Origin of the sequence: Streptomyces sp. NPDC058401 (genome assembly GCF_042722885.1) — a bacterium.
In the GTDB taxonomy this organism is placed as follows: Bacteria; Actinomycetota; Actinomycetes; order Streptomycetales; family Streptomycetaceae; genus Streptomyces.
On record NZ_JBHXKA010000060.1, the window covers coordinates 1 to 21,462 of the forward strand.

22 protein-coding genes and 1 tRNA gene are annotated in these 21,462 nt (G+C 72.1%); 9 read left to right on the plus strand and 14 right to left on the minus strand.

Annotation, left to right across the window (positions count from 1 at the left end):
* Nucleotides 1-90: 90 nt before the first annotated feature.
* The 3 genes from ACFWNV_RS22220 to ACFWNV_RS22230 all read right to left on the minus strand — a co-directional run bounded on the left by ACFWNV_RS22220 (nucleotide 91) and on the right by ACFWNV_RS22230 (nucleotide 3,065).
* Nucleotides 91-774, minus strand: a complete 684-nt coding sequence (locus ACFWNV_RS22220) for an NADPH-dependent F420 reductase (RefSeq protein WP_383949702.1) — start codon at nucleotides 772-774, stop codon at nucleotides 91-93.
* 145 nt (nucleotides 775-919) lie between these two features.
* Nucleotides 920-1,807 carry a TIGR03619 family F420-dependent LLM class oxidoreductase gene (locus ACFWNV_RS22225; RefSeq protein WP_383949705.1) on the minus strand — a complete coding sequence of 296 codons (888 nt, stop codon included), beginning with the start codon at nucleotides 1,805-1,807 and terminating at the stop codon, nucleotides 920-922.
* Between the two features lie 406 nt (nucleotides 1,808-2,213).
* Nucleotides 2,214-3,065: a LysR substrate-binding domain-containing protein gene (locus ACFWNV_RS22230; protein ID WP_383949708.1), complete on the minus strand. Its 852-nt coding sequence runs from the start codon at nucleotides 3,063-3,065 to the stop codon at nucleotides 2,214-2,216.
* A 145-nt stretch (nucleotides 3,066-3,210) separates the two neighbouring features.
* Between ACFWNV_RS22230 and ACFWNV_RS22235 the strand changes: the two genes are divergently transcribed.
* The 3 genes from ACFWNV_RS22235 to ACFWNV_RS22245 all read left to right on the plus strand — a co-directional run bounded on the left by ACFWNV_RS22235 (nucleotide 3,211) and on the right by ACFWNV_RS22245 (nucleotide 5,242).
* Nucleotides 3,211-4,383: a bile acid:sodium symporter gene (locus ACFWNV_RS22235; RefSeq protein WP_383949803.1), complete on the plus strand. Its 1,173-nt coding sequence runs from the start codon at nucleotides 3,211-3,213 to the stop codon at nucleotides 4,381-4,383.
* Between the two features lie 9 nt (nucleotides 4,384-4,392).
* Nucleotides 4,393-4,824, plus strand: a complete 432-nt coding sequence (locus ACFWNV_RS22240) for a (2Fe-2S) ferredoxin domain-containing protein (RefSeq protein ID WP_383949711.1) — start codon at nucleotides 4,393-4,395, stop codon at nucleotides 4,822-4,824.
* Between the two features lie 127 nt (nucleotides 4,825-4,951).
* Nucleotides 4,952-5,242 carry a hypothetical protein gene (locus ACFWNV_RS22245; protein ID WP_383949714.1) on the plus strand — a complete coding sequence of 97 codons (291 nt, stop codon included), beginning with the start codon at nucleotides 4,952-4,954 and terminating at the stop codon, nucleotides 5,240-5,242.
* A gap of 64 nt (nucleotides 5,243-5,306) precedes the next feature.
* Here ACFWNV_RS22245 and fdhD read toward each other — a convergent pair whose 3' ends face one another.
* Nucleotides 5,307-6,140: a formate dehydrogenase accessory sulfurtransferase FdhD gene (gene fdhD / locus ACFWNV_RS22250; protein WP_383949717.1), complete on the minus strand. Its 834-nt coding sequence runs from the start codon at nucleotides 6,138-6,140 to the stop codon at nucleotides 5,307-5,309.
* 215 nt (nucleotides 6,141-6,355) lie between these two features.
* Between fdhD and ACFWNV_RS22255 the strand changes: the two genes are divergently transcribed.
* On the plus strand, nucleotides 6,356-7,297 hold the full coding sequence (locus ACFWNV_RS22255; RefSeq protein WP_383949720.1) for a beta-ketoacyl-ACP synthase III: 942 nt from the start codon (nucleotides 6,356-6,358) through the stop codon (nucleotides 7,295-7,297).
* Here ACFWNV_RS22255 and ACFWNV_RS22260 read toward each other — a convergent pair.
* Nucleotides 7,284-8,561 carry a low temperature requirement protein A gene (locus tag ACFWNV_RS22260; RefSeq protein WP_383949723.1) on the minus strand — a complete coding sequence of 426 codons (1,278 nt, stop codon included), beginning with the start codon at nucleotides 8,559-8,561 and terminating at the stop codon, nucleotides 7,284-7,286. The genes ACFWNV_RS22255 and ACFWNV_RS22260 overlap by 14 nt on opposite strands.
* A gap of 211 nt (nucleotides 8,562-8,772) precedes the next feature.
* Here ACFWNV_RS22260 and ACFWNV_RS22265 point away from each other — a divergent pair, with 211 nt between their 5' ends.
* The 3 genes from ACFWNV_RS22265 (at nucleotide 8,773) to ACFWNV_RS22275 (ending at nucleotide 10,127) form a co-directional block, all read left to right on the plus strand.
* Nucleotides 8,773-9,234: a hypothetical protein gene (locus ACFWNV_RS22265; RefSeq protein ID WP_383949725.1), complete on the plus strand. Its 462-nt coding sequence runs from the start codon at nucleotides 8,773-8,775 to the stop codon at nucleotides 9,232-9,234.
* 168 nt (nucleotides 9,235-9,402) lie between these two features.
* Nucleotides 9,403-9,487, plus strand: a tRNA-Leu gene (locus ACFWNV_RS22270).
* 229 nt (nucleotides 9,488-9,716) lie between these two features.
* On the plus strand, nucleotides 9,717-10,127 hold the full coding sequence (locus tag ACFWNV_RS22275) for a DUF4440 domain-containing protein (RefSeq protein WP_383949728.1): 411 nt from the start codon (nucleotides 9,717-9,719) through the stop codon (nucleotides 10,125-10,127).
* A 73-nt stretch (nucleotides 10,128-10,200) separates the two neighbouring features.
* Here the strand turns inward: ACFWNV_RS22275 and ACFWNV_RS22280 are convergent, their stop codons facing one another.
* From ACFWNV_RS22280 to ACFWNV_RS22310, 7 genes are all read right to left on the minus strand, one after another.
* Nucleotides 10,201-11,343, minus strand: a complete 1,143-nt coding sequence (locus tag ACFWNV_RS22280; protein WP_383949731.1) for an agmatine/peptidylarginine deiminase — start codon at nucleotides 11,341-11,343, stop codon at nucleotides 10,201-10,203.
* 77 nt (nucleotides 11,344-11,420) lie between these two features.
* Complete coding sequence (locus ACFWNV_RS22285) at nucleotides 11,421-12,305, minus strand: ABC transporter ATP-binding protein (RefSeq protein ID WP_383949733.1); 885 nt, start codon at nucleotides 12,303-12,305, stop codon at nucleotides 11,421-11,423.
* Nucleotides 12,302-13,366, minus strand: coding sequence for an ABC transporter ATP-binding protein (locus ACFWNV_RS22290; protein ID WP_383949735.1), 1,065 nt, complete (start codon nucleotides 13,364-13,366; stop codon nucleotides 12,302-12,304). Before ACFWNV_RS22290 ends, ACFWNV_RS22285 begins: the two co-directional genes overlap by 4 nt.
* Nucleotides 13,363-14,217 carry an ABC transporter permease gene (locus tag ACFWNV_RS22295; RefSeq protein ID WP_383949738.1) on the minus strand — a complete coding sequence of 285 codons (855 nt, stop codon included), beginning with the start codon at nucleotides 14,215-14,217 and terminating at the stop codon, nucleotides 13,363-13,365. The genes ACFWNV_RS22290 and ACFWNV_RS22295 overlap by 4 nt, the downstream gene beginning before the upstream one ends.
* The gene (locus tag ACFWNV_RS22300; RefSeq protein WP_383949740.1) at nucleotides 14,214-15,173 is read right to left on the minus strand and encodes an ABC transporter permease; all 960 of its coding nucleotides are present in this window, start codon (nucleotides 15,171-15,173) and stop codon (nucleotides 14,214-14,216) included. The genes ACFWNV_RS22295 and ACFWNV_RS22300 overlap by 4 nt, the downstream gene beginning before the upstream one ends.
* Nucleotides 15,170-16,912, minus strand: coding sequence for an ABC transporter substrate-binding protein (locus tag ACFWNV_RS22305; RefSeq protein WP_383949742.1), 1,743 nt, complete (start codon nucleotides 16,910-16,912; stop codon nucleotides 15,170-15,172). Before ACFWNV_RS22305 ends, ACFWNV_RS22300 begins: the two co-directional genes overlap by 4 nt.
* 114 nt (nucleotides 16,913-17,026) lie before the next feature.
* On the minus strand, nucleotides 17,027-18,040 hold the full coding sequence (locus tag ACFWNV_RS22310) for an agmatine/peptidylarginine deiminase (protein WP_383949745.1): 1,014 nt from the start codon (nucleotides 18,038-18,040) through the stop codon (nucleotides 17,027-17,029).
* A 242-nt stretch (nucleotides 18,041-18,282) separates the two neighbouring features.
* Between ACFWNV_RS22310 and ACFWNV_RS22315 the strand changes: the two genes are divergently transcribed.
* Nucleotides 18,283-18,855 carry a TetR/AcrR family transcriptional regulator gene (locus tag ACFWNV_RS22315; RefSeq protein WP_383949748.1) on the plus strand — a complete coding sequence of 191 codons (573 nt, stop codon included), beginning with the start codon at nucleotides 18,283-18,285 and terminating at the stop codon, nucleotides 18,853-18,855.
* Nucleotides 18,856-18,886: 31 nt separating this feature from the next.
* Nucleotides 18,887-19,477 carry a GNAT family N-acetyltransferase gene (locus ACFWNV_RS22320; protein ID WP_383949750.1) on the plus strand — a complete coding sequence of 197 codons (591 nt, stop codon included), beginning with the start codon at nucleotides 18,887-18,889 and terminating at the stop codon, nucleotides 19,475-19,477.
* Nucleotides 19,478-19,557: 80 nt separating this feature from the next.
* On the opposite strand, the gene ACFWNV_RS22325 is transcribed toward ACFWNV_RS22320, so the two are convergent.
* Both ACFWNV_RS22325 and ACFWNV_RS22330 read right to left on the minus strand, forming a co-directional pair.
* Nucleotides 19,558-20,733 (minus strand): agmatine/peptidylarginine deiminase, encoded by a 1,176-nt coding sequence (locus ACFWNV_RS22325; RefSeq protein ID WP_383949753.1) that lies wholly within the window; start codon nucleotides 20,731-20,733, stop codon nucleotides 19,558-19,560.
* 134 nt (nucleotides 20,734-20,867) lie between these two features.
* Complete coding sequence (locus ACFWNV_RS22330) at nucleotides 20,868-21,455, minus strand: TetR/AcrR family transcriptional regulator (RefSeq protein ID WP_383949755.1); 588 nt, start codon at nucleotides 21,453-21,455, stop codon at nucleotides 20,868-20,870.
* Nucleotides 21,456-21,462 lie beyond the last annotated feature (7 nt).

Consider the following 21,462-nt stretch of genomic DNA (forward strand, 5'->3'; position numbering starts at 1 on the left):
GATCGACTGGTACAACTACCACCGACCCCACACCGGCATCCAAGGCCAAACACCCGCCAGCCGCGTCACCAACCTGCCCGGACAACACACCTAGGCGGTCTCTGTCGCCGTCTCTGTCGCCTTCTCTGTCGCCGTGACCACGGAGAGGTTGAAGTCCACCGGGCCCAGCACCCCGTAGAGGCGCAGCCAGAGCGCCATCAGCGCCTCGGTGGCGCGGGCGCTCGACAGGTCGCCGAGATCGGTGATCTGCTCGGGCGCCCAGCCGAAGGAGCGCAGGAGCGCGGTGGTCTCGGCCTTGGCGTCGGCGTCGTCGCCGCTCACGAACACGGTGTGGTGGCCCGGCACCCGGCTCGGCTCGACCATCACCGCGTTGTTCATCGTGTTGAGCGTCTTGACGATCCGCGCCTCGGGGAACGCCTTCTGGAGCTGCTCGGCGACGCTGTGGCCGTCCGGGGTGACCACCTTGGGCGGGAACCCCTCCGAGAAGTCCAGCGCGTTGGAGACGTCCACGACGGTCTTCCCCCGGATATTGCCCGCTCCGGCGGCCTCCAGCACGGCGAGCGAGACCAGCCCGCCGGTCGCGTTGACGACGAGCTCGGCGCGGGCGGCGGCATCGGCGAAGGTCCCGTGGCCCCCGCCCGTCAGGGCGGCCCACGCCGCGGCATCGGCATTGTCCGCCGTACGGGACCCCATCGTGACCTCGTGCCCGACCGCGACCAGCTTCCCCGCCAGCCGCTGCCCGACCTCGCCGGTCCCCAGTACCGCGATCTTCATGTGCGTCCCCCTGCTCGCTCTGTTCGTTCTGTGCGTGCCGTACGAATTCCCGCCGTGCCGCGACCGGTTGGCGTACGGAGACCCTAAACGGACCCCGCCGCGAACGGCGGTACATTCGGACCCGCCGGGCGTTCGAGTCCCCAGGTCAGGAGAGTTGAGGGGCGACCTCGGCCGCGATCCACTCCATCGCCTCGCCGAGGTGCCCGGCCGCGACGGGCAGCCACAGCGTGCAGACGGTGAGCCCGGCCTCGGCGAGGCTCCCCAGGTCGTCGACGACGCTCGCCGCGGTGGGCGCGGCGCCCCCGAGGGGCCGCCCCGGCGGAGCCACGGCCGCGGTGAACCCGGGCGGGGTGAGGAACTGTGCCGAGGCCAGGACCAGCCGGTCGGCGTCCTGCGGGCCGGTCGCCAACGCACGCAGCCGGCGCCGCACGCCGGTGACCTCCGCCGCGTCGGCGCCGGCGCCGTACCAGCCGTCGCCGAACCTCAGCGCACGGCGCAGGGCGGCGTCGCTGCTGCCGCCGACCCACACGGGAGGGCCCCCGGGGGTGACCGGCGGCACGCCCAGGCGCGCGGCGCGCAGGGTCGTGAACGGCCCGTCGAAATCGGTGGGCCGGCGCGACCACAGGGCCCGGGCGGCCGCGAGATGGTCATCGGTGCGTGCGCCGCGCTCGCGGGCGGGGATCCCGACGGCGTCGAACTCCTCCGGGTTCCAGCCGGCGCCGACTCCCAGGATCAGGCGGCCGCCTGACAGGACGTCGAGGGTGGCCGCCTGGTTCGCGAGCACCAGCGCCGGATAGTAGGGCGCGACGAGCACCGACGTCAGCAGCCGGAGGCGGCTGGTGGCGCCCGCGACGGCCGACAGCAGGACCAGCGGATCCGTGTCGAGGCCGAACCCGCTGTCGAGGAGACGGTTCCCGACCGCGACGTGATCGAAGCCCAGCTCCTCGGCGCGGAGCGCGGTGCGCAGGACGGCGCGGCCGTCGTCGAGCGGCCAGCGCGGCTGGAGGGACACGCCGAGGCGCAGTGAGGACATGGAACGGCCTTCCGAGGAGATCTGTCAGCGACCGGCCGGACACCCCCGGACGCCCCTGCGCTCATCCCCAACTCCCTTGATGTGTAGATCCATTCCACTGGGAGGCGGCGGTGGGTCACCGGCCCGGGCGCACCGCTGCCTGTGGGGTGCGGGGCGGCCGGGGATCTCCTGGCGGGGGAACGGGCCCCGGCTGCGCCGCGCAGGGTGCACGGGCTCCGGCTACGCGGCGCGGGCTGGGCGAGCTCTGGCTACGCGGTGCGGGCTGCGCCGCGCAGGGTGCACGGCTCCGGCTGCGCGGCGCGGGCTGCACGGGCTCCGGCTGCGCGGCGCGGGCTGCACGGGCTCCGGCTGCGCGGCGCGGGCTGCGCGAGCTCCCGCTGCGCGGTGCAGGCTGCGCGAGTTCCCGCTATGCCGCCCGCGTGAGCCGGTCCGCGCCCGACAGGATCGCCGCGGCCAGGGCTTCCGCGGCGGCGGAGCCGCGGGGGCCCCGTAGGAGGGCGAACTCCACCGTGCCGAGGTCGGGCAGGCCGGCCACCCGGACCAGGCCCGGCGGGATCAGCCCGCGGGTGTGGGCCATCACGCCCAGCCCCGCCCGGGCCGCCGCGATGAGGCCGCTCAGGCTGCCGCTCGTACAGGCGATGCGCCACGGCCGCCCGTCCGCCTGCAACACGTCCAGCGCCCGCGCCCGGGTGATGCCCGGCGGCGGGAAGACGATCAGCGGAACCGGCCGGTCCGGGTCCACCCGCAGGCCCTCCGCTCCGATCCACACCATCCGGTCCCGCCACACCAGCCGGCCCCGCTCGTCGCCGTCCCCGCGCCGCTTGGCGAGTACGAGGTCGAGGCGTCCGGCGTCCAGCCGTTCGTGCAGGGTCCCCGAAAGCTCCACGGACAGCTCCAGCTCCACCTCGGGGTGCTCGTGCCGGAAGGCCTCCAGGATCTCCGGCAGCCGGGTCAGCACGAAGTCCTCCGAGGCGCCGAAGCGCAGCCGGCCCCGGATCCGCGTCCCCGAGAAGAACGCGGCGGCGCGCTCGTGCGCCTCCAGGATCGAGCGGGCGAAACCGAGCAGCGCCTCGCCGTCCTCGGTGAGTTCCACGCTGTGCGTGTCGCGCAGGAAGAGGGGCCGGCCCGTGGCTTCCTCCAGTCGGCGCACGTGCTGGCTGACCGTGGACTGGCGGACGCCGAGCCGGGCGGCGGCCTGCGTGAAGCTCAGCGTCTGGGCGACGGTGAGGAAGGTGCGCAGCTGAACGGGGTCGTACATGCGCCCCATCCTAGCCCGCTCATCATGATTGGTGATGACAGTGAGAGCGGTGTGCGGGTTTCCCGATCACCGCCCCGCCCCCGAAAATGGAGGGGAGTCCGCCCCCGGACCGCCCTCCCGCCGACCTCAGCAAGTGAGCACCCCCATGCGCCGCCGCCCGCACCTTCCCGCCTGGCTCCCCGTGGACCCGTTCATCATGGGTCTGCTCGCCACCGTCGGCCTCGCCGCCCTGCTGCCCGCCCGCGGCGCGGCCGCCTCCGTGGCCGAGGCCGCCTCCACCGCGGCGGTGGCCCTGCTCTTCTTCCTCTACGGCGCCCGGCTCTCCACCCGCGAGGCCCTCGACGGCATGCGGCACTGGCGGCTCCACCTCACCGTGCTCGCCTCCACCTTCCTCCTCTTCCCCCTCCTGGGCCTCGCCGCGCACGCCCTGGTCCCCACCGTGCTGACGCCGCCCCTCTACAGCGGCCTGCTCTTCCTCTGTCTGGTCCCCTCGACCATCCAGTCCTCCATCGCCTTCACCTCGATCGCCCGCGGCAACGTCCCCGCCGCGATCTGCGCGGGCTCCTTCTCCAGCCTCATCGGCATCTTCCTGACCCCCGTCCTCGCCGCCTGCCTGCTCGGCAACAGCGCGGGCGGCTTCTCCCTCGACTCGCTGGTGAAGATCGTCCTCCAGCTGCTCCTGCCCTTCCTCCTCGGCCAGTTCGCGCGCCCCTGGGTCGGCGGCTTCCTCGTCCGCAACAAGAAGGTCCTCGGCTACGTCGACCGCGGCTCGATCCTGCTCGTCGTCTACACCGCCTTCAGCGCGGGCATGGTCGCCGGGATCTGGCACCAGGTCAGCCTCCCGCGCCTTGGCGGGCTGATGGCCGTGGAAGCGGTCATCCTCGCGGTGATGCTGGCGGCCACCTGGTACGGGGCCAAGCGCCTAGGGTTCACCCGCGAGGACCGGATCGCCATCCAGTTCGCGGGGTCGAAGAAGAGCCTGGCCGCCGGACTCCCCATGGCCAGCGTGCTGTTCGGGGCGCAGGCGAGCCTCGCCGTGCTGCCGCTGATGCTCTTCCACCAGATGCAGCTGATGGTCTGCGCGGTGCTGGCCCGCCGCCGCGCCCGCGACCCGCAGACCCCGGACGCCCCGCAGACCCCAGGCACCCCGAAGGCCCCGGACACCCCGCAGACCCCGGACACCCCCCACGCCTCACAGCTCACGGACACCCCGCATCCCACCGAGGACCCGCAGGTCACGGAGCGGCCCGAACGCGCCGCAGAGCATGTGGCGGAGGTCTCGTACACCCCTCAACACCCGGTCCCGCAAGCCCGGTAACGTGCGGCGGTGACCTGGATACGCCCGCTCTCCGCCCATGCCCCGCGCCCCTGCACCCTGGTGGTCTGCCGGGGCTGCTGCTGCGGCGACCCCCGCAAGAACCCCGGCACCGACCACGCGGGACAGCTGGCCCGGCTGACCGAGGCCGCGGCGGCCTCCGACGGGCGCCTGGCCGTGCGTACGACCGACTGCCTCGGACCCTGCGCCCAGGCCAACGTCATCGTGGTCCAGCCCACCACGGAGGCCCGCCGCCGGGGCGCCCGGGCGGTCTGGTTCGGCTGGGCCCTGGACGACACCGCCACCGACGAGATCATCGCCTGGGCGGAAGCGGGCGGCCCCGGCGCCACCCCGCTCCCGGCGACCCTCGACCTCCACCGCATCGACCCCCCGGACCCGAAGCCGGCCGAGCCCGCTTCCCGCCGCGGCCGCCGCAAGCGCTGATCGGGGCGCCGTAAGGATGCGGGGGGTGTGGGGCCGGAAAGCGTTAGAGCGAGGAAATGTCCGGTTCTTCTAGGTTCTGGGTGTCAGCAAGAAACCCCGAGAAACCCGAACCACCAGGGAGCCCCTCATGAAGCTCAGCAAGCGCATCGCCGCCGCCTCCGCCGCCGCCCTGCTCGCGACGCTCGCCCTCGGCGGAGCCGCCAACGCCGCGGACAACGGCGGCAACGGCGCCTCCGACGGCAGCGGATCCTCCTACAGCCACACGAACTACAGCCACACGAACGAGGCCCCGGAGGGCACCCCGCACGTGGCCGCGAAGAAGATCGAGCCCGCGTCCAAGGACAACCCGTACAGCCAGACCATCAAGGCCCCGGTGGGCACCGAGCACACCGGCGCGGGTCACCTGGCCGACAAGTAGCCCGCACGGGACAGGGGCGGGGAGCGGGGGTGGGGGCACGCCCGTCCCCGCCCCCGCCCGCGGCTCACGCCGTCAGGTCGATCCGCTCCTCGCCGGCGTAGATGTTCATGTCCCCGCCCCGCAGGAAGCCGACCAGCGTCAGCCCCGACTCCAGCGCGAGGTCCACCGCGAGCGAGGACGGGGCGGATACGGCCGCCAGTACGGGGATGCCCGCCATCACGGCCTTCTGCGCCAGTTCGAAGGAGGCCCGCCCCGACACCAGCAGGACCGAGCCCGCCAGCGGCAGCCGCCCGGCTTGCAGCGCCCGCCCGACGATCTTGTCCACCGCGTTGTGCCGGCCGACGTCCTCCCGTACGTCGATCAGCTCGCCCCCCGCCGAGAACAGCCCGGCGCCGTGCAGGGCGCCCGTGCGGTCGAAGACCTTCTGCTCCGCGCGCAGCCGGTCCGGCAGCTCCCCGAGGAGCCGCGCGCTCACCCGTACGGGATCCTCCGCGAGCCCAGGGAAGCGGGTCGCGGTGCGCACCGCGTCCAGACTGGCCTTCCCGCACAGGCCGCAGGAGGAGGTGGTGTAGACGTTCCGCTCCAGCGTGATGTCGGGCACCGGAACTCCGGCGGCGAGCTGCACGTTCACCACGTTGTAGGTGTTCGTTCCGTCCTCGGCGGCGCCCTCGCAGTAGGTCACGGCCCGGACGTCCGAGGCCGAGGCGAGCACGCCCTCGCTGGCCAGGAAGCCCACGGCCAGCGCGAAATCGTCACCGGGCGTGCGCATCGTGATGGCCAGGGGCTTGCCGTTGAGCCGTATCTCCAGGGGCTCTTCGGCCACCAGGGTGTCCGCCCGGGCACCCGCCACGCCGTTCCGGATCCGGATGACGCGACGGCGTTCGGTGACCCGTCCCATGTGATCAGTCCACCTGTTCTGCCGTCGAGCGGCTGGTCCTACGCCTGGAAGACCCATTCTCCCGGACTCCGCTTCCGGCACCTTCCCCGGCTGGAAGACCCTCGGGAAGCTCCAAATTCCGGGCACTGAATCCTGTCGGGTCACGCGCCCCTGTACCCATCAGTAGCAGGCCAAGCTGAAACATCCTGACTGCCTTACAAGGGGGGACCCCGCCCATGACCGGTTCACGCGTGGTGGCGCTAGGGCACTACCAGCCTTCGAAGGTGCTCACCAATGAGGACCTCGCCGCCATGGTGGACACCAACGACGAGTGGATCCGCTCCCGCGTCGGGATCAAGACCCGGCACATGGCCGGACCCGACGAGCCGGTCGACGAGCTGGCCTACCAGGCCGCGGGCAAGGCGCTCGCGAGTGCCGGTCTGACCCCGGACGACATCGACCTCGTCCTCGTCGCCACCTCCACCGCGATCGACCGTTCCCCCAACATGGCCGCCCGCGTCGCGGCCAAGCTCGGCATGGGCTCCAGCCCCGCCGTGATGGACATCAACGTCGTCTGCTCGGGCTTCACCCACGCCCTGGCCACCGCCGACCACGCGATCCGGGCCGGCGCCGCCACCCGGGCCCTGGTCATCGGGGCGGACAAGATGACCGAGATCACCGACTGGACCGACCGCACCACCTGCGTCCTGACCGGCGACGGCGCCGGCGCGGCCGTGGTCGAGGCCTGCGAGGAGCCCGGCATCGGCCCGGTCCTGTGGGGCTCGGTGCCCTCCATGGGCAACGCGGTCCGCATCGAGGGCACGCCGCCGGTCTTCGCCCAGGAGGGCCAGTCCGTCTACCGCTGGACCACCAGCCAGCTCCCCCCGCTCGCCCGCAAGGTCTGCGAGAAGGCCGGGATCACCCCCGAGGACCTGGCCGCGGTCGTCCTCCACCAGGCGAACCTGCGGATCATCGAGCCGCTCGCCGCGAAGATCGGCGCCGTCAACGCCGTCGTCGCCCGCGATGTCGTCGACTCCGGCAACACCTCGGCCGCCTCGATCCCGATGGCCCTGTCCAAGCTGGTCGAGCGCGGCGAGATCCCCACCGGGGCGCCCGTCCTCCTCTTCGGCTTCGGCGGCAACCTCTCCTACGCCGGCCAGGTCATCAGCTGCCCGTAACACCCGGCCCGGAGCCCGCGGCGCCGCCCTTCGCGGGTCCGGCCGCCGCGGGTGCGGCCGTCGGCCCGGCCACGGGCTCGGCCCCGGCCGGGTCCACACGGGGGTCCACACCGGCGTCCACACCGGCGTCCAGGCCCGGCCCCGCACTACGGGACTCCGCCGCCAGCGCGGTCACGAGCACCAGGACCAGCGCGGTCAGCTGCCAGACCGCGCCGATCCGCATGCCCGCCGCGGCGGTCGCCAGTACGGGCACCACCGCGAGCGCCCGGAACCGTACCGGCCGGATCCCCAGCACCAGCCGGAAGGCCACGTCCCCGGCCAGATAGCAGGCGACCCCGCCCGCGAGCGCGAGCGCGGGCCCCGCCGGAAGCTGCTCGCCCAGGTGCCCGATGCTCTTCTTCACGCCCGCCGAGAAGGCGGCGATGCCCAGCAGCATGGGGATGAAGCAGTAGTAGTACGCGCGCAGCGCCAGCTTGAAACGCCGGTCCGGGGGGCAGCTCGCGAAGACGTGCTCGGCGCGGCCCTCGTCGCGCACGAAGTACATCCACCACAGCGTCGCCCCCACGGCCAGCGTCAGGAACGCGCCGACGAGGATCCCGAAGGTCAGCGGCAGCGAGCCCACACCGATGCCGACCGCGATGATCGACTCGCCGAACACGATGATCAGCAGCAGCCCGTGCCGTTCGACGAAGTGCGCGGCGCCGATCCCGCCGAGCTGCTCCTCGATGGTCTTGCCCTCGGCGGCCTCGGCCCCGGAGGCCGTCGCCCGCCGCGAGATGACGGGCGTGACGAACTGGAACAGCAGCGCCAGGGCCCACAGGCCCAGGGCCTGCACCCCGTCGAACAGCCCGGCGGCCGTCACCGACAGCGCCGACAGTGCGTTCGGCAGCGCGAACCACAGCACCCCGCGCCCGTGGGCCTGGGTGTACAGCGCGCTGTGCATGATCACGACGACCAGGTAGCCGAGCCCGAAGGCGACCCCGCCGTCACCGAAGGCCGTCGGCACGGCCAGGGCGCACACCAGGAACGCCCCCATGGCGAGCATGATCAGCAAGCGGCGCACGGGCCGGTCGGGCGGTACCTGATTGGTCAGGTACGCGTAGCCGCCGTACATCCAGAACAGCACCGTGAAGATCAGCAGCACCCGTCCGGCACCGCGGAGGGTGAGGTCGTCCGCGAGCAGCACCGTCAGCTGGGTGATGGTGAAGACGAAGACGAGGTCGAAGAAGAGCTCCAGCGTGCTGACGCGATGCTCGGATTCCATATGCGGTTCCCCCCGGGACTCGAACGTGCGGCGCCCATCCGATCGCCTCGGCCCGCCCGTGTCCAGCCGGTATCAGCATCCGGGAGCCCCCCGGCGCCCAGCCGTGCGACCTGAGGGGTACGCCGATCCCGCCCGGCGGGCTGATGGATCGGCGGCCCGGGCGCCGGAGGATGGAACCACGCAATCGGAGAACAACGGGGGCAAACACACCATGAGCCGCAAAAAGGTCGCCCTGATCACCGCCGGAGTCCTCGTCACCCTCGGGGGCGCCACCGCCGTCGCCGTGCCGATGGCGAACGACTGGCTCGCGAACCGGCACCAGGAGACGAGTGCGTACGCGACCGGTGCCGAGGCGAAGTCGAAGCGCCCTTCGGTCCCGCGCTGGCTGCCGGACGAGGCGCAGTCGGTCCGGTACTCGATGAAGACCACGGGCGGTGAGCGCCTGCTGAAGGCGACCCTCCCCGACGGCAAGCTCCCGGCCCGGTGCACCCCGGCCCCCGCGTCCACGGCGAAGGAGATCCAGCTCCGGGCGGACTGGTTCCCGAAGGAGGCCCGGGACAAGGCGGCCCTGAGCTGTGCCACGTACTTCGGCTACCTGGACGGGGACACCCTCTACGCCTGGCAGCACCAGGAGGACCTGGTGGCGGGAGAGCGCGTGAACCGGGAGTCCTAGCCAGACGAGACACCGCGTCTCGCCCAGCCGGTGCACCCACCCCCGGGGCATGCCCGCAGGTCAGCGCGGCGCGTCGGACCCGGCCCGGGCGAAATACCTGGTCGGAACCTCGCCGAACCTTTGCTATTGTTGTCCATGTCGCCGCGGGAAACCGGGGCCGACCACCTAGTCCGAGTGGCGGAATGGCAGACGCGCTAGCTTGAGGTGCTAGTGCCCTTTATCGGGCGTGGGGGTTCAAGTCCCCCCTCGGACACAAGAGGTCAACCGACCAGACAGAGCCGGTCAAAGCGATTGAACGTCGCTTTGGTCGGCTCTGTTGTTGTGCGTGCACGTGCTCCGGCCCCCTGCGGTTCGCAGGGGGCCGGACGCGTTCCAGGTCTCGGCCGGCCGCTCAGGCGGTGGCGCGGGCGTCCGGGCCATTGCCCTGGTGCCGGGCGGTGGGCGAAGATCGGCCGGGAATCTTCGCCCTCGGGAGGGAACGCGTGTCCGAAGTCAAGGCCGAGCTGGACCGGTTGATGAGCGTCTTCCTCGGCGCGTTCACCAATGCCGACGGCGGGCGGCCGGATCTGGGCGCCGTCCGCGAGGTGTTCATCCCCCAGGGGATGATCATCAAGAACATCGGGGGCGACCCGGTGATCTACGACCTCGACGGGTTCATCGAGCCGCGGGTGAAGATCCTCACCGACGGCACGCTGACGGAGTTCCGCGAATGGGAGGTCGCCGAGCGGACCGAGGTCTTCGGTTCGATCGCGCACCGGTTCAGCCAGTACCGCAAGTCCGGATACCTCGACGGCACGTGGTTCGAGGGCACCGGCCACAAGACCACCCAGTACGTCCGCACGCCCGACGGCTGGCGGATGAGCGCGATGGCCTGGGACGACGTCGCCCCGTAGGGCGGACCAACCCGCGGGAAACGATCCGGCCCCCCGCCGACAGCGGGGGGCCGGACCTGCACCGGGCGAGCGGCTACGCGACCGGCTGCTGCTGGGTCACGCAGTGGATGCCACCACCGCCGCCGCCCAGGCTGTCGGTGTTCAGCTGGACGACGACCCGGCCGGGGAAGAGCTGCTGGAGGGTGGCTTTGGCCGCGGCGTCGGCGCGGGTGTCGCCGAACTGCGAGGAGATCACCGCACCGTTGCACACGTAGTAGTTGGCGTACGAGCCCACGAAGTCGGGGTTCGTGGAGCGGATCTTGTCGTAGTCGGGGCCCTGGAGCTTGGTGACCGCGATCGGGCTGCCCTGGGCGCTGGTGGAGGTGGACAGGATCTGGTACTGCTCGCGCGCGTCCTTGGCCCAGACGTCGTTGTCGCTCGCGAGCGGCATCTGGACCAGCCCCCTGCCCGGTTCGAGGAACCTGGACGTGGCATCGACGTGGTCGTCGGTGATGTCCTGGCCGGAGATGCCCTTGAACCAGATCACCTTGGACGCGCCGTAGGCGGCGCACAGGGACGCCTCCAGCTGTGCCTGGCTCTTGTTGGGGTTGCGGTTGGAGTTGATGAGGGAACTGCGGGTGGCCATGAGCGTGCCGGCGCCGTCCGTCTCCACCGAGCCGCCCTCGCCGACGAACGAGGCGGTGCTGAACGCCACCCCGGCGTATGCGGCGACGCGGTTTGCCACCAGGGCGTCCTTGGCGTGGCTCTGCTTGTTGCCCCAGCCGTTGAAGTTGGTGCCGAACGCGTCGATCCCGCCGGCCCCGTTGGTGCGGAACACCGGGCCGCTGTCACGGATCCAGCAGTCGTCGACGGGGATCGAGCTGATCACGGTGACCGACGTCCCGCACGCGCTCTTCGCCTTGGAGAGGCTTGCGGGGTTGGCGAGCATCACGACCGGTTCGTACTTCGCGATGGTCTTCGCGATGAGCGCGATGTTCGCCTGCACCCCCGAGAGCTGGTTGCCCCAGATGGAGGTCCGGTCGGGCCACGCCATCCAGGTCCGGGTGTGCCGGACGGTCTCGCACGGTACGGCGAACGCCCCGGCGGCCGCGGCCGCCGGCCGGCCGGCCGCGAAGGCCTGCCCGCCGACCGACGCCAGAGCGGCGCCCGCGGCCGTGAGACCGGCCGCAGCCAGGAACCCTCGTCTGTCCAACTTCCCTGCGACGTGCTCGTTCATCTCTGATCTCCGATCAGTCCTGCCTGGATGGGTGATGAACCGCCGGGCCGTGGGAGCCGCCGCTCCCACAACCCTCCTTACAGCGCGCGGCGCGCGGCGGCGATGCTCCGCGGATCCCACCCCGGGCGGGGTACGGATTCCAGGAGCAGGCGCGTATAGGGGTGCTGGGGGTCGGCGAGCACCTGCTGGGTCGGGCCCGACTCGACGATCCGGCCGCTGCGCATGACGATCACGTCATCGGTCACGCAGCGGACGACGCCGAGGTCGTGGGTGATGAACAGGTAGCCGATGCCGGTCTGTTCGCGGATGTCGAAGAGCAGGTTCAGGATCTGGGCCTGCACCGAGACGTCCAGGGCGGCCACCGCTTCGTCGAGGACGAGGACGGCCGGTTCCACCGCCAGCGCGCGGGCGATCGCCACGCGCTGGCGCTGTCCTCCCGACAACTGCCGGGGCAGTGCGTCGGCCTCGCGGGAGCCGAGGCCGACCTGGTCGAGCAGTTCGGTGATCCGGCGGGCGTGGTCGGCGCCGGGGAAGTGCAGGGCGAGGGTCTCCCGCAGGGCCGCGCCCACGGTGGTGCGCGGGTCCAGGGACAGGAAGGGGTCCTGGAAGACCATCTGGATCTCGCGGGCCCGCGCGAGCCGGCGCGCCTTGCCGTGCGCCTTGCCCTGCGTCTTGCCGTGCGCAGTGCCGCGCGCCCGGTCGCCGCGGTCGCCGCGGTCGCGGCCGTGGATCAGCACCCGGCCCTCGTCGGCGCGTTCCAGACCCACCACGATGCGGGCCGTGGTCGTCTTGCCCGAACCGGACTCGCCGACGATGCCCAGCGAGCCGCCCTCGGCCAGCCGGAACGACACGTCGTCCACGGCCCGGACGCTCCCGTAGGTCCGGTGCAGGCCCAGGACCTCCAGGACGGTCTTCGCCGTGCCCGCCAGGGGGCCGGCGCTCGTGCCGGTAGCGGTCGTCATCGGTGGAGTTCCTTCCGTTCCGTTCCCGCCCGTTCCTGTTCCCGTTCGCGTTCCTGCTCGGCCATCAGCTCGCCGTGGTGGCAGGCGGAGAGCCGGTGCGGCTGCCCGGCGACCGGGAGCAGGGCCGGAGCCTCCCGGGTGCACAGGTCGGTCGCGAGCACGCAGCGCGCGGCGAAGGGGCAGCCCGTCAGCTCCTCGCGCAGGCTCGGCGGCCGGCCCTCGATCGCGGCGAGCCGCCCGCGGGGCGCGTCCAGGCGGGGCGTGGAGTTCAGCAGGGCCGCCGTGTACGGGTGGCGGGGCCGGGCGAACAGCTCGGCGGCCGGGCCCGTTTCCACGATCCGGCCCGCGTACATCACGTACACCCGGTCGCTGATCGCGGCGGCGAGGCCGAGGTCGTGGGTGACGAACAGCAGCCCCGTTCCGAAGCGGTCGCGCAGATCGCCCAGGAGGCCGATCACCTCGGCCTGGGTGGTGACGTCCAGGGCCGTGGTGGGTTCGTCGGCGAGGATCAGGGCCGGATCGCCCATCAGCGCCGCGGCGATCACCACCCGCTGGAGCATGCCGCCGGACAGCTGTCCGGGGTACTTGCGCAGGGCGTCCGCGGTGAGGCCCACGGCCTCCAGCATGGCCACCGCCCGGTCCTCGGCGACCGCCTTGCTCGCCCTGGCGTTCAGCCGCAGGCTCTCGGTGAGGAAGTCGCCGACGCGCCGCATCGGATTGACCGCCGCCCGGGGGTCCTGGAAGATCATGGCCGCCGTGCTGGTGCGCAGCACGCGCAGGCGGCCCGGTGACATGGTGAGCACGTCGTCTCCGGCGACCCGTACCTCGCCCTCCGTACGGGCCCCTTCGGGGAGCAGCCGCAGCACGCTGCGCGAGGTCAGGCTCTTGCCCGAGCCGGACTCGCCGACCAGGGCCACGGTCTCCCGGGGGCCGACGGTGAGCCCGACCCCGTCCAGGACGGGCCGGACGGCCCCCGGCAGGTGCAGCCGCAGGCCCTCGATCTCCAGGGTGTTCAGCAGGGGCGGCGCCGTCGGCGCCGGCTGTGTGGTCGGCGTGGTCATCGGGGCCTCCTGGCTACCTTGTCGGCCCAGGACTCGCCGACGACGTTGAAGGCGACCACGGTCAGCACGATGGCCGCGCACGGCACGATCGCGGAGAGCGGGTAGCCGGCCTGGATGGCGGCGTTGCCGTCGAAGACCATGCGGCCCCAGTCGGGGGTCAGGGCCGGTACGCCCAGCCCGAGGAAGGCGAGGCCGGCCAGGTCGATCAGGGCGTAGCCGAAGTTGATCGCGGACTGCGCGAGGACGACGGGCATGACGGCGGGGACCACGTGGCGCAGGCAGATCTGCGCCCCCGAGTGTCCTTGCACCTGGTACGCCTCCACGTACGGGCGGGCGCGCTCGGCGAGCACGAGGGAGCGGGTCAGCCGGCTGACGTAGGGCAGGTAGGCGATGGCCAGGGCGATGACGGGGGCGAGCAGGCCCTCGCCGTAGACCGAGACGATCAGGATGGCCAGCAGCATGCCGGGGAAGGCGAAGACCAGCTCGGTGCTGCGGGACAGGACCGAGTCGAGCCAGCCGCCCCGCCAGGCGGCGGCGGTGCCGATCGCCACGCCGGCCACGGTGGAGAAGGCGACCACGCCGAGCGGGCCGAGGAGCGAGGTGCGGGCTCCCAGCACCAGCCGGGAGAAGGTGTCGCGCCCGGAGGCGTCGATGCCGAGGAGATGATCGGCGGAGGGGCCCGCGAGGGCGCCCGCCAGGTCGACGGAGTTGGGATCGTAGGGCGCGATCCAGGGGGCGAGCACCGCGACGAGCACGACGAGGGCGACGAAGCCCGTACAGAACAGGGTGAGGGGGGCGCGGGAGGTCCGGAGCCGGGCGAGGCCCGGCCGGCGCACCAGGACGGAGCTCACGAGGCCTTCTTCGCGGGGCCGAGGGTGACCCGGGGATCGACCAGCGGATGGAGCAGGTCGACGACGAGGTTCACCGTCATGAACAGCGCGACCATGATGAGGGAGATGGCCTGCACGGTGGGGAAGTCCTTGGTGGTGGTGGACAGTTCGAGGAGCTGGCCGATGCCGCCCACACTGAACGCCGACTCCACCAGGATGGTGCAGACCAGCAGTGTGGAGACGATGAGCCCGCCGGTGGTGAGCACGGTGCCCAGCGCGTTGCGGAAGACGTGCCGCCGGATGACCTGGCTCGCGGACACGCCCCGGCTGCGGGCGACCGTGACGTGCTCCTGGCCGAGGACTTCGAGCATCGCGGCCCGGGTGACCCGGGCGAGCATGCCGATCAGGTAGAGCGCCAGGGCCACGGCCGGCAGGGTCAGGTGCCACAGCATCTGCCCGAACCCCTCGCCGGCCCCGCCGGTGGGGAACCAGCCCAGCTTGACCGCGAACAGGCCCTGCAGCAGCACCGCCGCGACGAACGACGGGGTGCCGATGGCGACGGTGGTCGTGACCAGGATCGCGGAGTCGGCCTTCCCTCCGCGGACGGCGCCGATCCAGCCCAGGAGCAGTCCGAACACGAGGACCAGGACGAGCGCCATCGAGATCAGCATCAGGGTGTTGGGCAGCCGGTCCGCGAGCAGCCGCGAGACGTCCGTGCGGTAGGTGATCGAGCGGCCGAAGTCGCCCTGCACCACCTGGCCGAGCCAGTTCAGGTACCGGACGGCGAAGGGGTCGTCCAGGTGGTAGTGCTCGTTGATCGCCTGCAGTGCCTCCGGGGAGGCCGAGCGGCCGCCCAGGAGGAAGCTCGCCGGATTGCCCGGAGCCAGGTACAGCGCGCCGAAGATCACGAAGGAGGCGCCGAGCAGGGTGGCGGCCATTTCGGCCAGCCGCCGTACGGCGAAGCGCAGGAAACTCATCGCGCGGCCGCCCCGACGTCGGCGGCCCACGGGTAGTACAGGTAGGAGATGGTGGTGGGGGCTCCGGTGATCCGCTTGTTCAGGAAGACCGCGGTCGGCCATTCGGCGACCGGGATCCACAGGACCTGGTCGGAGGCCTTCTTCTGGAGTTCGGCGGCCGCGGCGAAGCGCTTGGCCGGGTCGTACTCGGCCCGGGCCTTGTCGGCCAGCGCGTCGTAGGACTCGTCGCTGTAGCCGGCGTAGTTCTGGTAGGCCCCGGTCTGGAAGTTGCTCAGCATGTCCATCGGGTCGGTGATGGAGTCGTAGTACGTCTCCGGGAACATGTCGATGCCCTCGCGCGCCGCGGGGTCCGTGAACAGCGAGGTGAAGGCGTTCGGGGCGATGGTCTTCAGCTCGATCTTCAGACCGATCCGGGTGCCGGCGTCCTGGACCGCGGTGGCCAGCACCGAGACGTCCTGGCCGATCGAGCTGGTGGCCATGGTCAGCGTCTTGCCGGTGGCGCCGGCCTCCTCGATCATCCGCTTGGCCGCCTCGACGTTCTGGTCGGGGGAGGGCAGGGTGTCGAAGGCGGACGCGCGGACGGCGGCGGGCGCCCCGGCCCAGATCGCCTTGGAGGTGAGCGCGCTGGTCACGGTGCCCGCGCCGCCCAGGCCCGCCTTGACGAAGCCGCGGCGGTCCAGGGCCAGGGACAGGGCCCGGCGGACGCGGACGTCGCCGAGTGCGCCCTTCATGCTGGTCACGTTGACGTTGACGGTGCTGAGGCCCTCGCCGAAGTAGAGCGTGCCGGCGCCGCTCGCGCGCAGCCGGTCGTAGCTCTCGGTGGGGATCAGGTAGCCGCCGTCGGCCTCGCCGCTCAGCATGGCGTTCGTGCGGGCGGAGGCGTCGGTGAGGAAGGTGAAGACCGCCTTCGCGGACTTGGCCTTGGTGCCCCAGTAGCCGTCGAAGCGCTGGAGCTCGATGGACTGGCCCTTGTTCCAGGTGCCGAGCTTGAAGGGGCCGGTGCAGTCCAGGCTGCCGGTGGTGCCGTAGTCCTCGCCCGCCTTCTCCACCCCGGCCTTGGAGGCCACGACGCCGGCGGCGGTCGCCATGTACTGGGGGAACTGCGAGTCGGGCTGCTTCAGCTTGACGGTCACCTGGAGCGGGCCGGTCTTGGTGACGGCCTCGACGTTGGAGAAGTTGCTGTTCCAGGCGGCCCCGTTCGCCGGGTCCAGCTGCCGGCCCAGGCTGTAGACCACGTCGTCGGCGCTCATCGTGCCGCCGTCGTGGAAGCGCACGCCCGGACGCAGGTCGTAGACCCAGGTCAGGTCGTTGGGGTTGGTGGCCTTCTCGGCCAGTCCCGGAGCCATGGTGAGCTGCGGGGTCCACCGCATCAGGCTTTCGCAGACGTTCGACAGGATCGTGTTCGCCGGGTAGTCGAAGGCCGATATGTAGTCCAGCGTCGGCGGTTCCGCGTACACGGCCCAGGTGAAGGAGTCGATCTCGCCCGCGGCGGCGGGGGTGCCGGCGGACAGCTTGAAGGCCGTGTCCTTCCCGCTCCCGTCGGCCTTGGGCGGGCCGGCGCAGGCGGCGACCAGGCCGAGGGCGGCCAGCGCGGCGACGGGCAGCGCGTACCGGCGGGCGGGGGAGCGGCGGCCGGCGGAGGTGCCACCGGTGGCGGCGTGCGGGGCGGCGGAGGCGTGCGGGGCGGACGCGCTGCCGGCGGTCCTGGCGGCTCTGGACCAGGGAAGGGATATGGGCATCGGTGCTCTCTCTTCCATGCGGGGCGGGGAGGTACGGGCGGGCGGCCAGCGGGTCGAGGAGGGGAGGCTCGGGAGCGGGCCGCCGGCCCGGGCACGGCGAAGGGGGCGAACCGGTCAGGCGGTGCGGCCGGCGGCGGGGATCTGCTGGGTGATGCAGTGCACGCCGCCGCCGCCCCACGCGATCACGCGCGAGCGGACTCCGACGACCTTGCGGCCGGGCAGCGCGGAGGCGATGACGGCGAGCGCGCCCTCGTCCGCATCGGTGCCGGCGACCGGGACGACGACCCCGCCGTTGGCGATGTAGAAGTTCAGGTAACCGACCTCGGTCTCCCTGCCGTCGACCTCGACGAAGGAGCTCTGCGGCAGGTCGATGATCGTGAAGGGGCGGCCGGAGGCGTCGGTGGCCCCTTCCAGGACGGCGCGGTTGACGCGCATGCGCTCGTAGTCGGGGTGCTCGGGGTCGCTCGGGACCGTGACGACGACGGTGGCGGGGGCGACGAAGGCGCAGACGCCGTCGACGTGCCCGTCGGTCTCGGTGTCCAGCAGACCGCCGTACGGCAGCCAGATCACCTTGGTGACACCGAGGCGGGCGATCAGCTCGGCCTCGATCTCCTCCTTGGTCATGTCCGGGTTGCGGTTCGGGTGCAGCAGGCACTGCTCGGTGGTGATCAGCGTGCCCTCGCCGTCGACCGTGATCGCGCCGCCTTCGAGGATCATCCGGGAATCGATGCGGTCCACGTTCAGATGCGCCAGCAGGGCCGCGGCGATCTTGTCGTCGGTGTCGAAGGGGAAGTGCTTGCCGCCCCAGGCGTTGAAGCGGAAGTCCACGCCCGCCCGGCGGCCGTCCTGTCCGAGCACGAAGATCGGCCCGGAATCCCGGAACCAGGAGTCGTCGATCGGGAGCTCGATCACCTCGACGCCCTCACCGCACAGGGCACGGGCCTCGTCACCGCTGCCGGGAAGCGCGACCATGGTGACCGGCTCGAAGGCGGCGATCGCGGTGGCGACCTGGGCGTACTCGGCCTTGACCTCGTCGAAGACCTCGCCCCACAGCTCCTGTCGCGTCGGCCACGCCATCAGGCAGCCCTCGTGGTCCGTCCACTCGGCCGGCATGCGGAAACTGGTCATGATCCACTCCTGTTTGAAAATTCAGTCAGTGTTCGTAAGGGGTGTCCGCATCGTCCATCAAACTGAAAATTCAGTCAATGCTTCTGGCCAAGCTGATGCGGAATCGGTCACACCGCGTATCGAGCGGGGTGGTGAGGGGCCCCTGAATCGTCATGATCACGGCTTTACCGCCGAAACGGGTGCCTGATGTTACGGTCAGGAAAAGCCCCAGGTGACGGAGTCGACGGGTAGAGTGACCCTTCGTGTCAGACCGTCGAACGGAAATACTCAGAGCCGCCACGCGAGTGATCGCGCGCCGCGGCGTGCGCGGGCTCCGGGTGGGGGAGCTCGCCGCCGAAGCGGGCGTGTCCACCTCGCTGATCTACTACCACTTCACCGACCGCGCCGGGATCCTGCGCCGCACGCTGGAGTTCATCAGCGACCGCGCCGATCGGTACACGGCCGAACGCGAGGACGGCTCGGACGATCCGGAGAGCCCCCGCGACGAGCTCAAGCGGACCCTGCTCCTCGAACTCCAGGAAACCCCGGAGGTGCGGGAGAACAGCACCGCCTGGGGCGAGCTGCGGGCCAGCGCCGTATTCGATCCCGACCTGCGCGAGGACGTGGCCAAGGCCACGCACAGCTGGGTCCACGAGATCTCCTACCTCCTCGCCCAGGCCCGCCCCGCCGGCACGGCGCCCCAGCACGCGGCCGCCGCCGAGCGACTGACGGCCCTCCTCGAAGGCCTCAGCGTCCGGTGGCTGAGCGGTTCGCTGCCCCTGGAGCACGCACGCCGGCTCCTCGCCGACGCGATCGACGGGGAACTGGCCGCCTAGGCCGGGCCGTGACCGCACTAGGCTGCCGGTCATGGATCGGGAGACGGGCGGAGCGGCCGCCGGAGCGGTGATCGTGGACGCCCTGGAGCTGGTGTCCGACCTGTCCGACCCGGAACGGGCGGCCCGGTTCGCCGCCGCGGCGCACCGGATCCTGGCCGAGCTCGTCGCCGGGGGCGCCGCGCTGGGCTGGGTCGAACCGCCCGGGCGGGACGAGGTGGCGCGGCTCCTCGACGGGGTCGTGGCCGCCGTGCGAAGCGGGGACGCGGCCCTGCGCGCCGCCTGCCTGGGGGACCGGCTCGTCGGGCTCGGCTACTGGCAGCGCTACGCCCGCCCCACCCACCGGCCGCACGCGGACCTGGAGAAGCTCGCCGTCGCCGCGGAGGCCCACGGACTCGGGCTCGGCCGGGCACTGGCCGCCGCACTCGTCGAGGACGCCCGCAGGGCCGGCATCGAGGTCCTGACGCTGGATGCGCGGGGCGACAACACCCGGGCCCTGCGGCTCTACGCCTCCCTCGGGTTCACCGAGTACGGGCGGCTGCCCCGCTTCGTCGCCGTCGGCGAACGCCGCTACGACAAGGTGTTCTGCATGCTGGACCTCCGCCCGCACGCGTCGGGGCAGTAGCGCCTCCGCAGGGCTGTGCCCGGTGTCCTGTCCGGTCCTGCCGCTGCCGGGGGCACGGGCAGGACCGGCAACGGCGGTTCCTACGCGCGCGGTTCGGCCATCGTGGAGCAGTGGATGCCGCCGCCCCCGGCCATCAGCCGGTCGACGTCGAGCTGCACCACGGTCCGGCCGGGGAAGGCGGCCGCCAGGGCCTGCTTCGCCGCGGCGTCCTTCGCGGAGTCCCCGAACTGGGCGGTGACGACAGCCCCGTTGACCACGTGGAAGTTCATGTACGAGTCGACGAACTCGGGGTTCTTCGAGCGCGTGGTGTCGGGGCCGTCGACCTTGACGACGGTCAGCCGCCGGCCCCGGGCGTCCGTGGCCGCGGAGAGGATCGCGAACTGCTCGCGGGCGTCGCGCGCCCAGACGTCGTCGCGGCCCACCGGCGGCACCTGGACCATGACCACACCGGGTCGGATGAAGCGCGAGGTCACATCGATGTGGTCGTCGGTGATGTCCTTGCCCTTGATGCCGGGCACCCAGATCATCTTGTCGGCGCCGTACGCGTGCAGAACGGCGTCCTCGACCTCGGCCCGGCTCCAGCCCCGGTTGCGGTTCTTGTTGACGAGGCTGCTCTCCGTGGCCATCACGGTGCCGTCGCCGTCGGTCTCGATCGCCCCGCCCTCGCCGACGAAGTCCGTCTTGCTGAAGGGGAGATGGGACTCGTAGGCGATGCTCTCCGCGACGTGGGCGTCGTAGGAGTGGGCCTGCTTGTTGCCCCAGCCGTTGAAGTTCAGGCCGATCGCGTCGAGCCCGCCGCGGCCGTCCCGGCGGAAGACCGGGGCGATGTCGCGCATCCAGAGGTCGTCGGTGCCGATGGCGGTGGTCACCGTCACGCCCGGGCCGCACCAGGAGCGGGCGGTGGCGGCCGTGGAGGAGTCCGGCGCGCACATCACGACGGGCTCGTAGCGCGCGATCGTCTTCGCGATCAGCGCGATGTCCTCCTGGACCCCGGTCAGCGCGCGGCCGCCCCAGATCGAGGAGCGCGAGGGCCAGGACATCCAGGTGCGGGTGTGGGGGACGTCGTCGAGGTCCACCCGCCAGCGCTGCACCGCCGCGCTCGGCGCGCGGAGCGCCCCCGGAGTCGCGGCGGCCGCGGTGCCGAGCGCTACGCCCGCGGCGCCGAGTCCGGCAGCCCCGAGGACGCGCCGGCGGGTGGGGGTGGAGCCGAAGAACCGGCCGAGGAGCGAGCGGCTGTCGTCGGGGGATTCGTGCATCGGTGAGCCTCCGGAGCAAGTGGGGGTGCCGTGAGCGGCCATGGCCGGAACTCTGTCACTGACTGAAAATTCAGTCAAGACGCGGGGCGTGCGTGACCCCTGGGGAAGGAGGGATGTCTTACGAAGCCTGCGGCTCAGGCGGCGGCGCGGGCGAGGCGGTCCAGCTCGGCGGCGATGGAGGACACCATCAACTCACGGGCGTGCGCGAGCGGCAGGCTGCCGCTGAGCCAGCGCGAGCTCAGCCCCTCCACCAGGGCGGTCAGCCGCTCGGCGGCACCCGACAGGCCGGCGGCCGGGGCCATGGGGTGGACCTGCCCGAGCAGCTCGCTCACTTCCTGGATCCACACACGGGTGGCGTCGGCGAGGTCTTCCCGCAGGTCGGGGTCGAACACCGCGCTGGCCCGGAGCTCTCCCCAGGCCGTGCTGTTCTCCCGGACCGCGGGATCGTCCTGGAACTCCAGCAGGAGCGTCTGCTCCAGCTCGCCCAGGGCGTCGAGCACCGGATCGGCGGGGTCCCGCTCCGTGGTGTACCGGCCGGCCCGGTCGTTGATGAACTCCAGGGTGGCGCGGAGGATCCCCGCGCGGTCCTTGAAGTGGTAGTAGATCAACGCCGTGGACACGCCCGCCTCGGCGGCGAGCTCCTCCACGCGCAGGCCGCGTACGCCGCGCCGGGCGATGACCCGCGCGGCGCCTTCCATGATTGCCGTTCGACGATCAGCCACGGTTCGA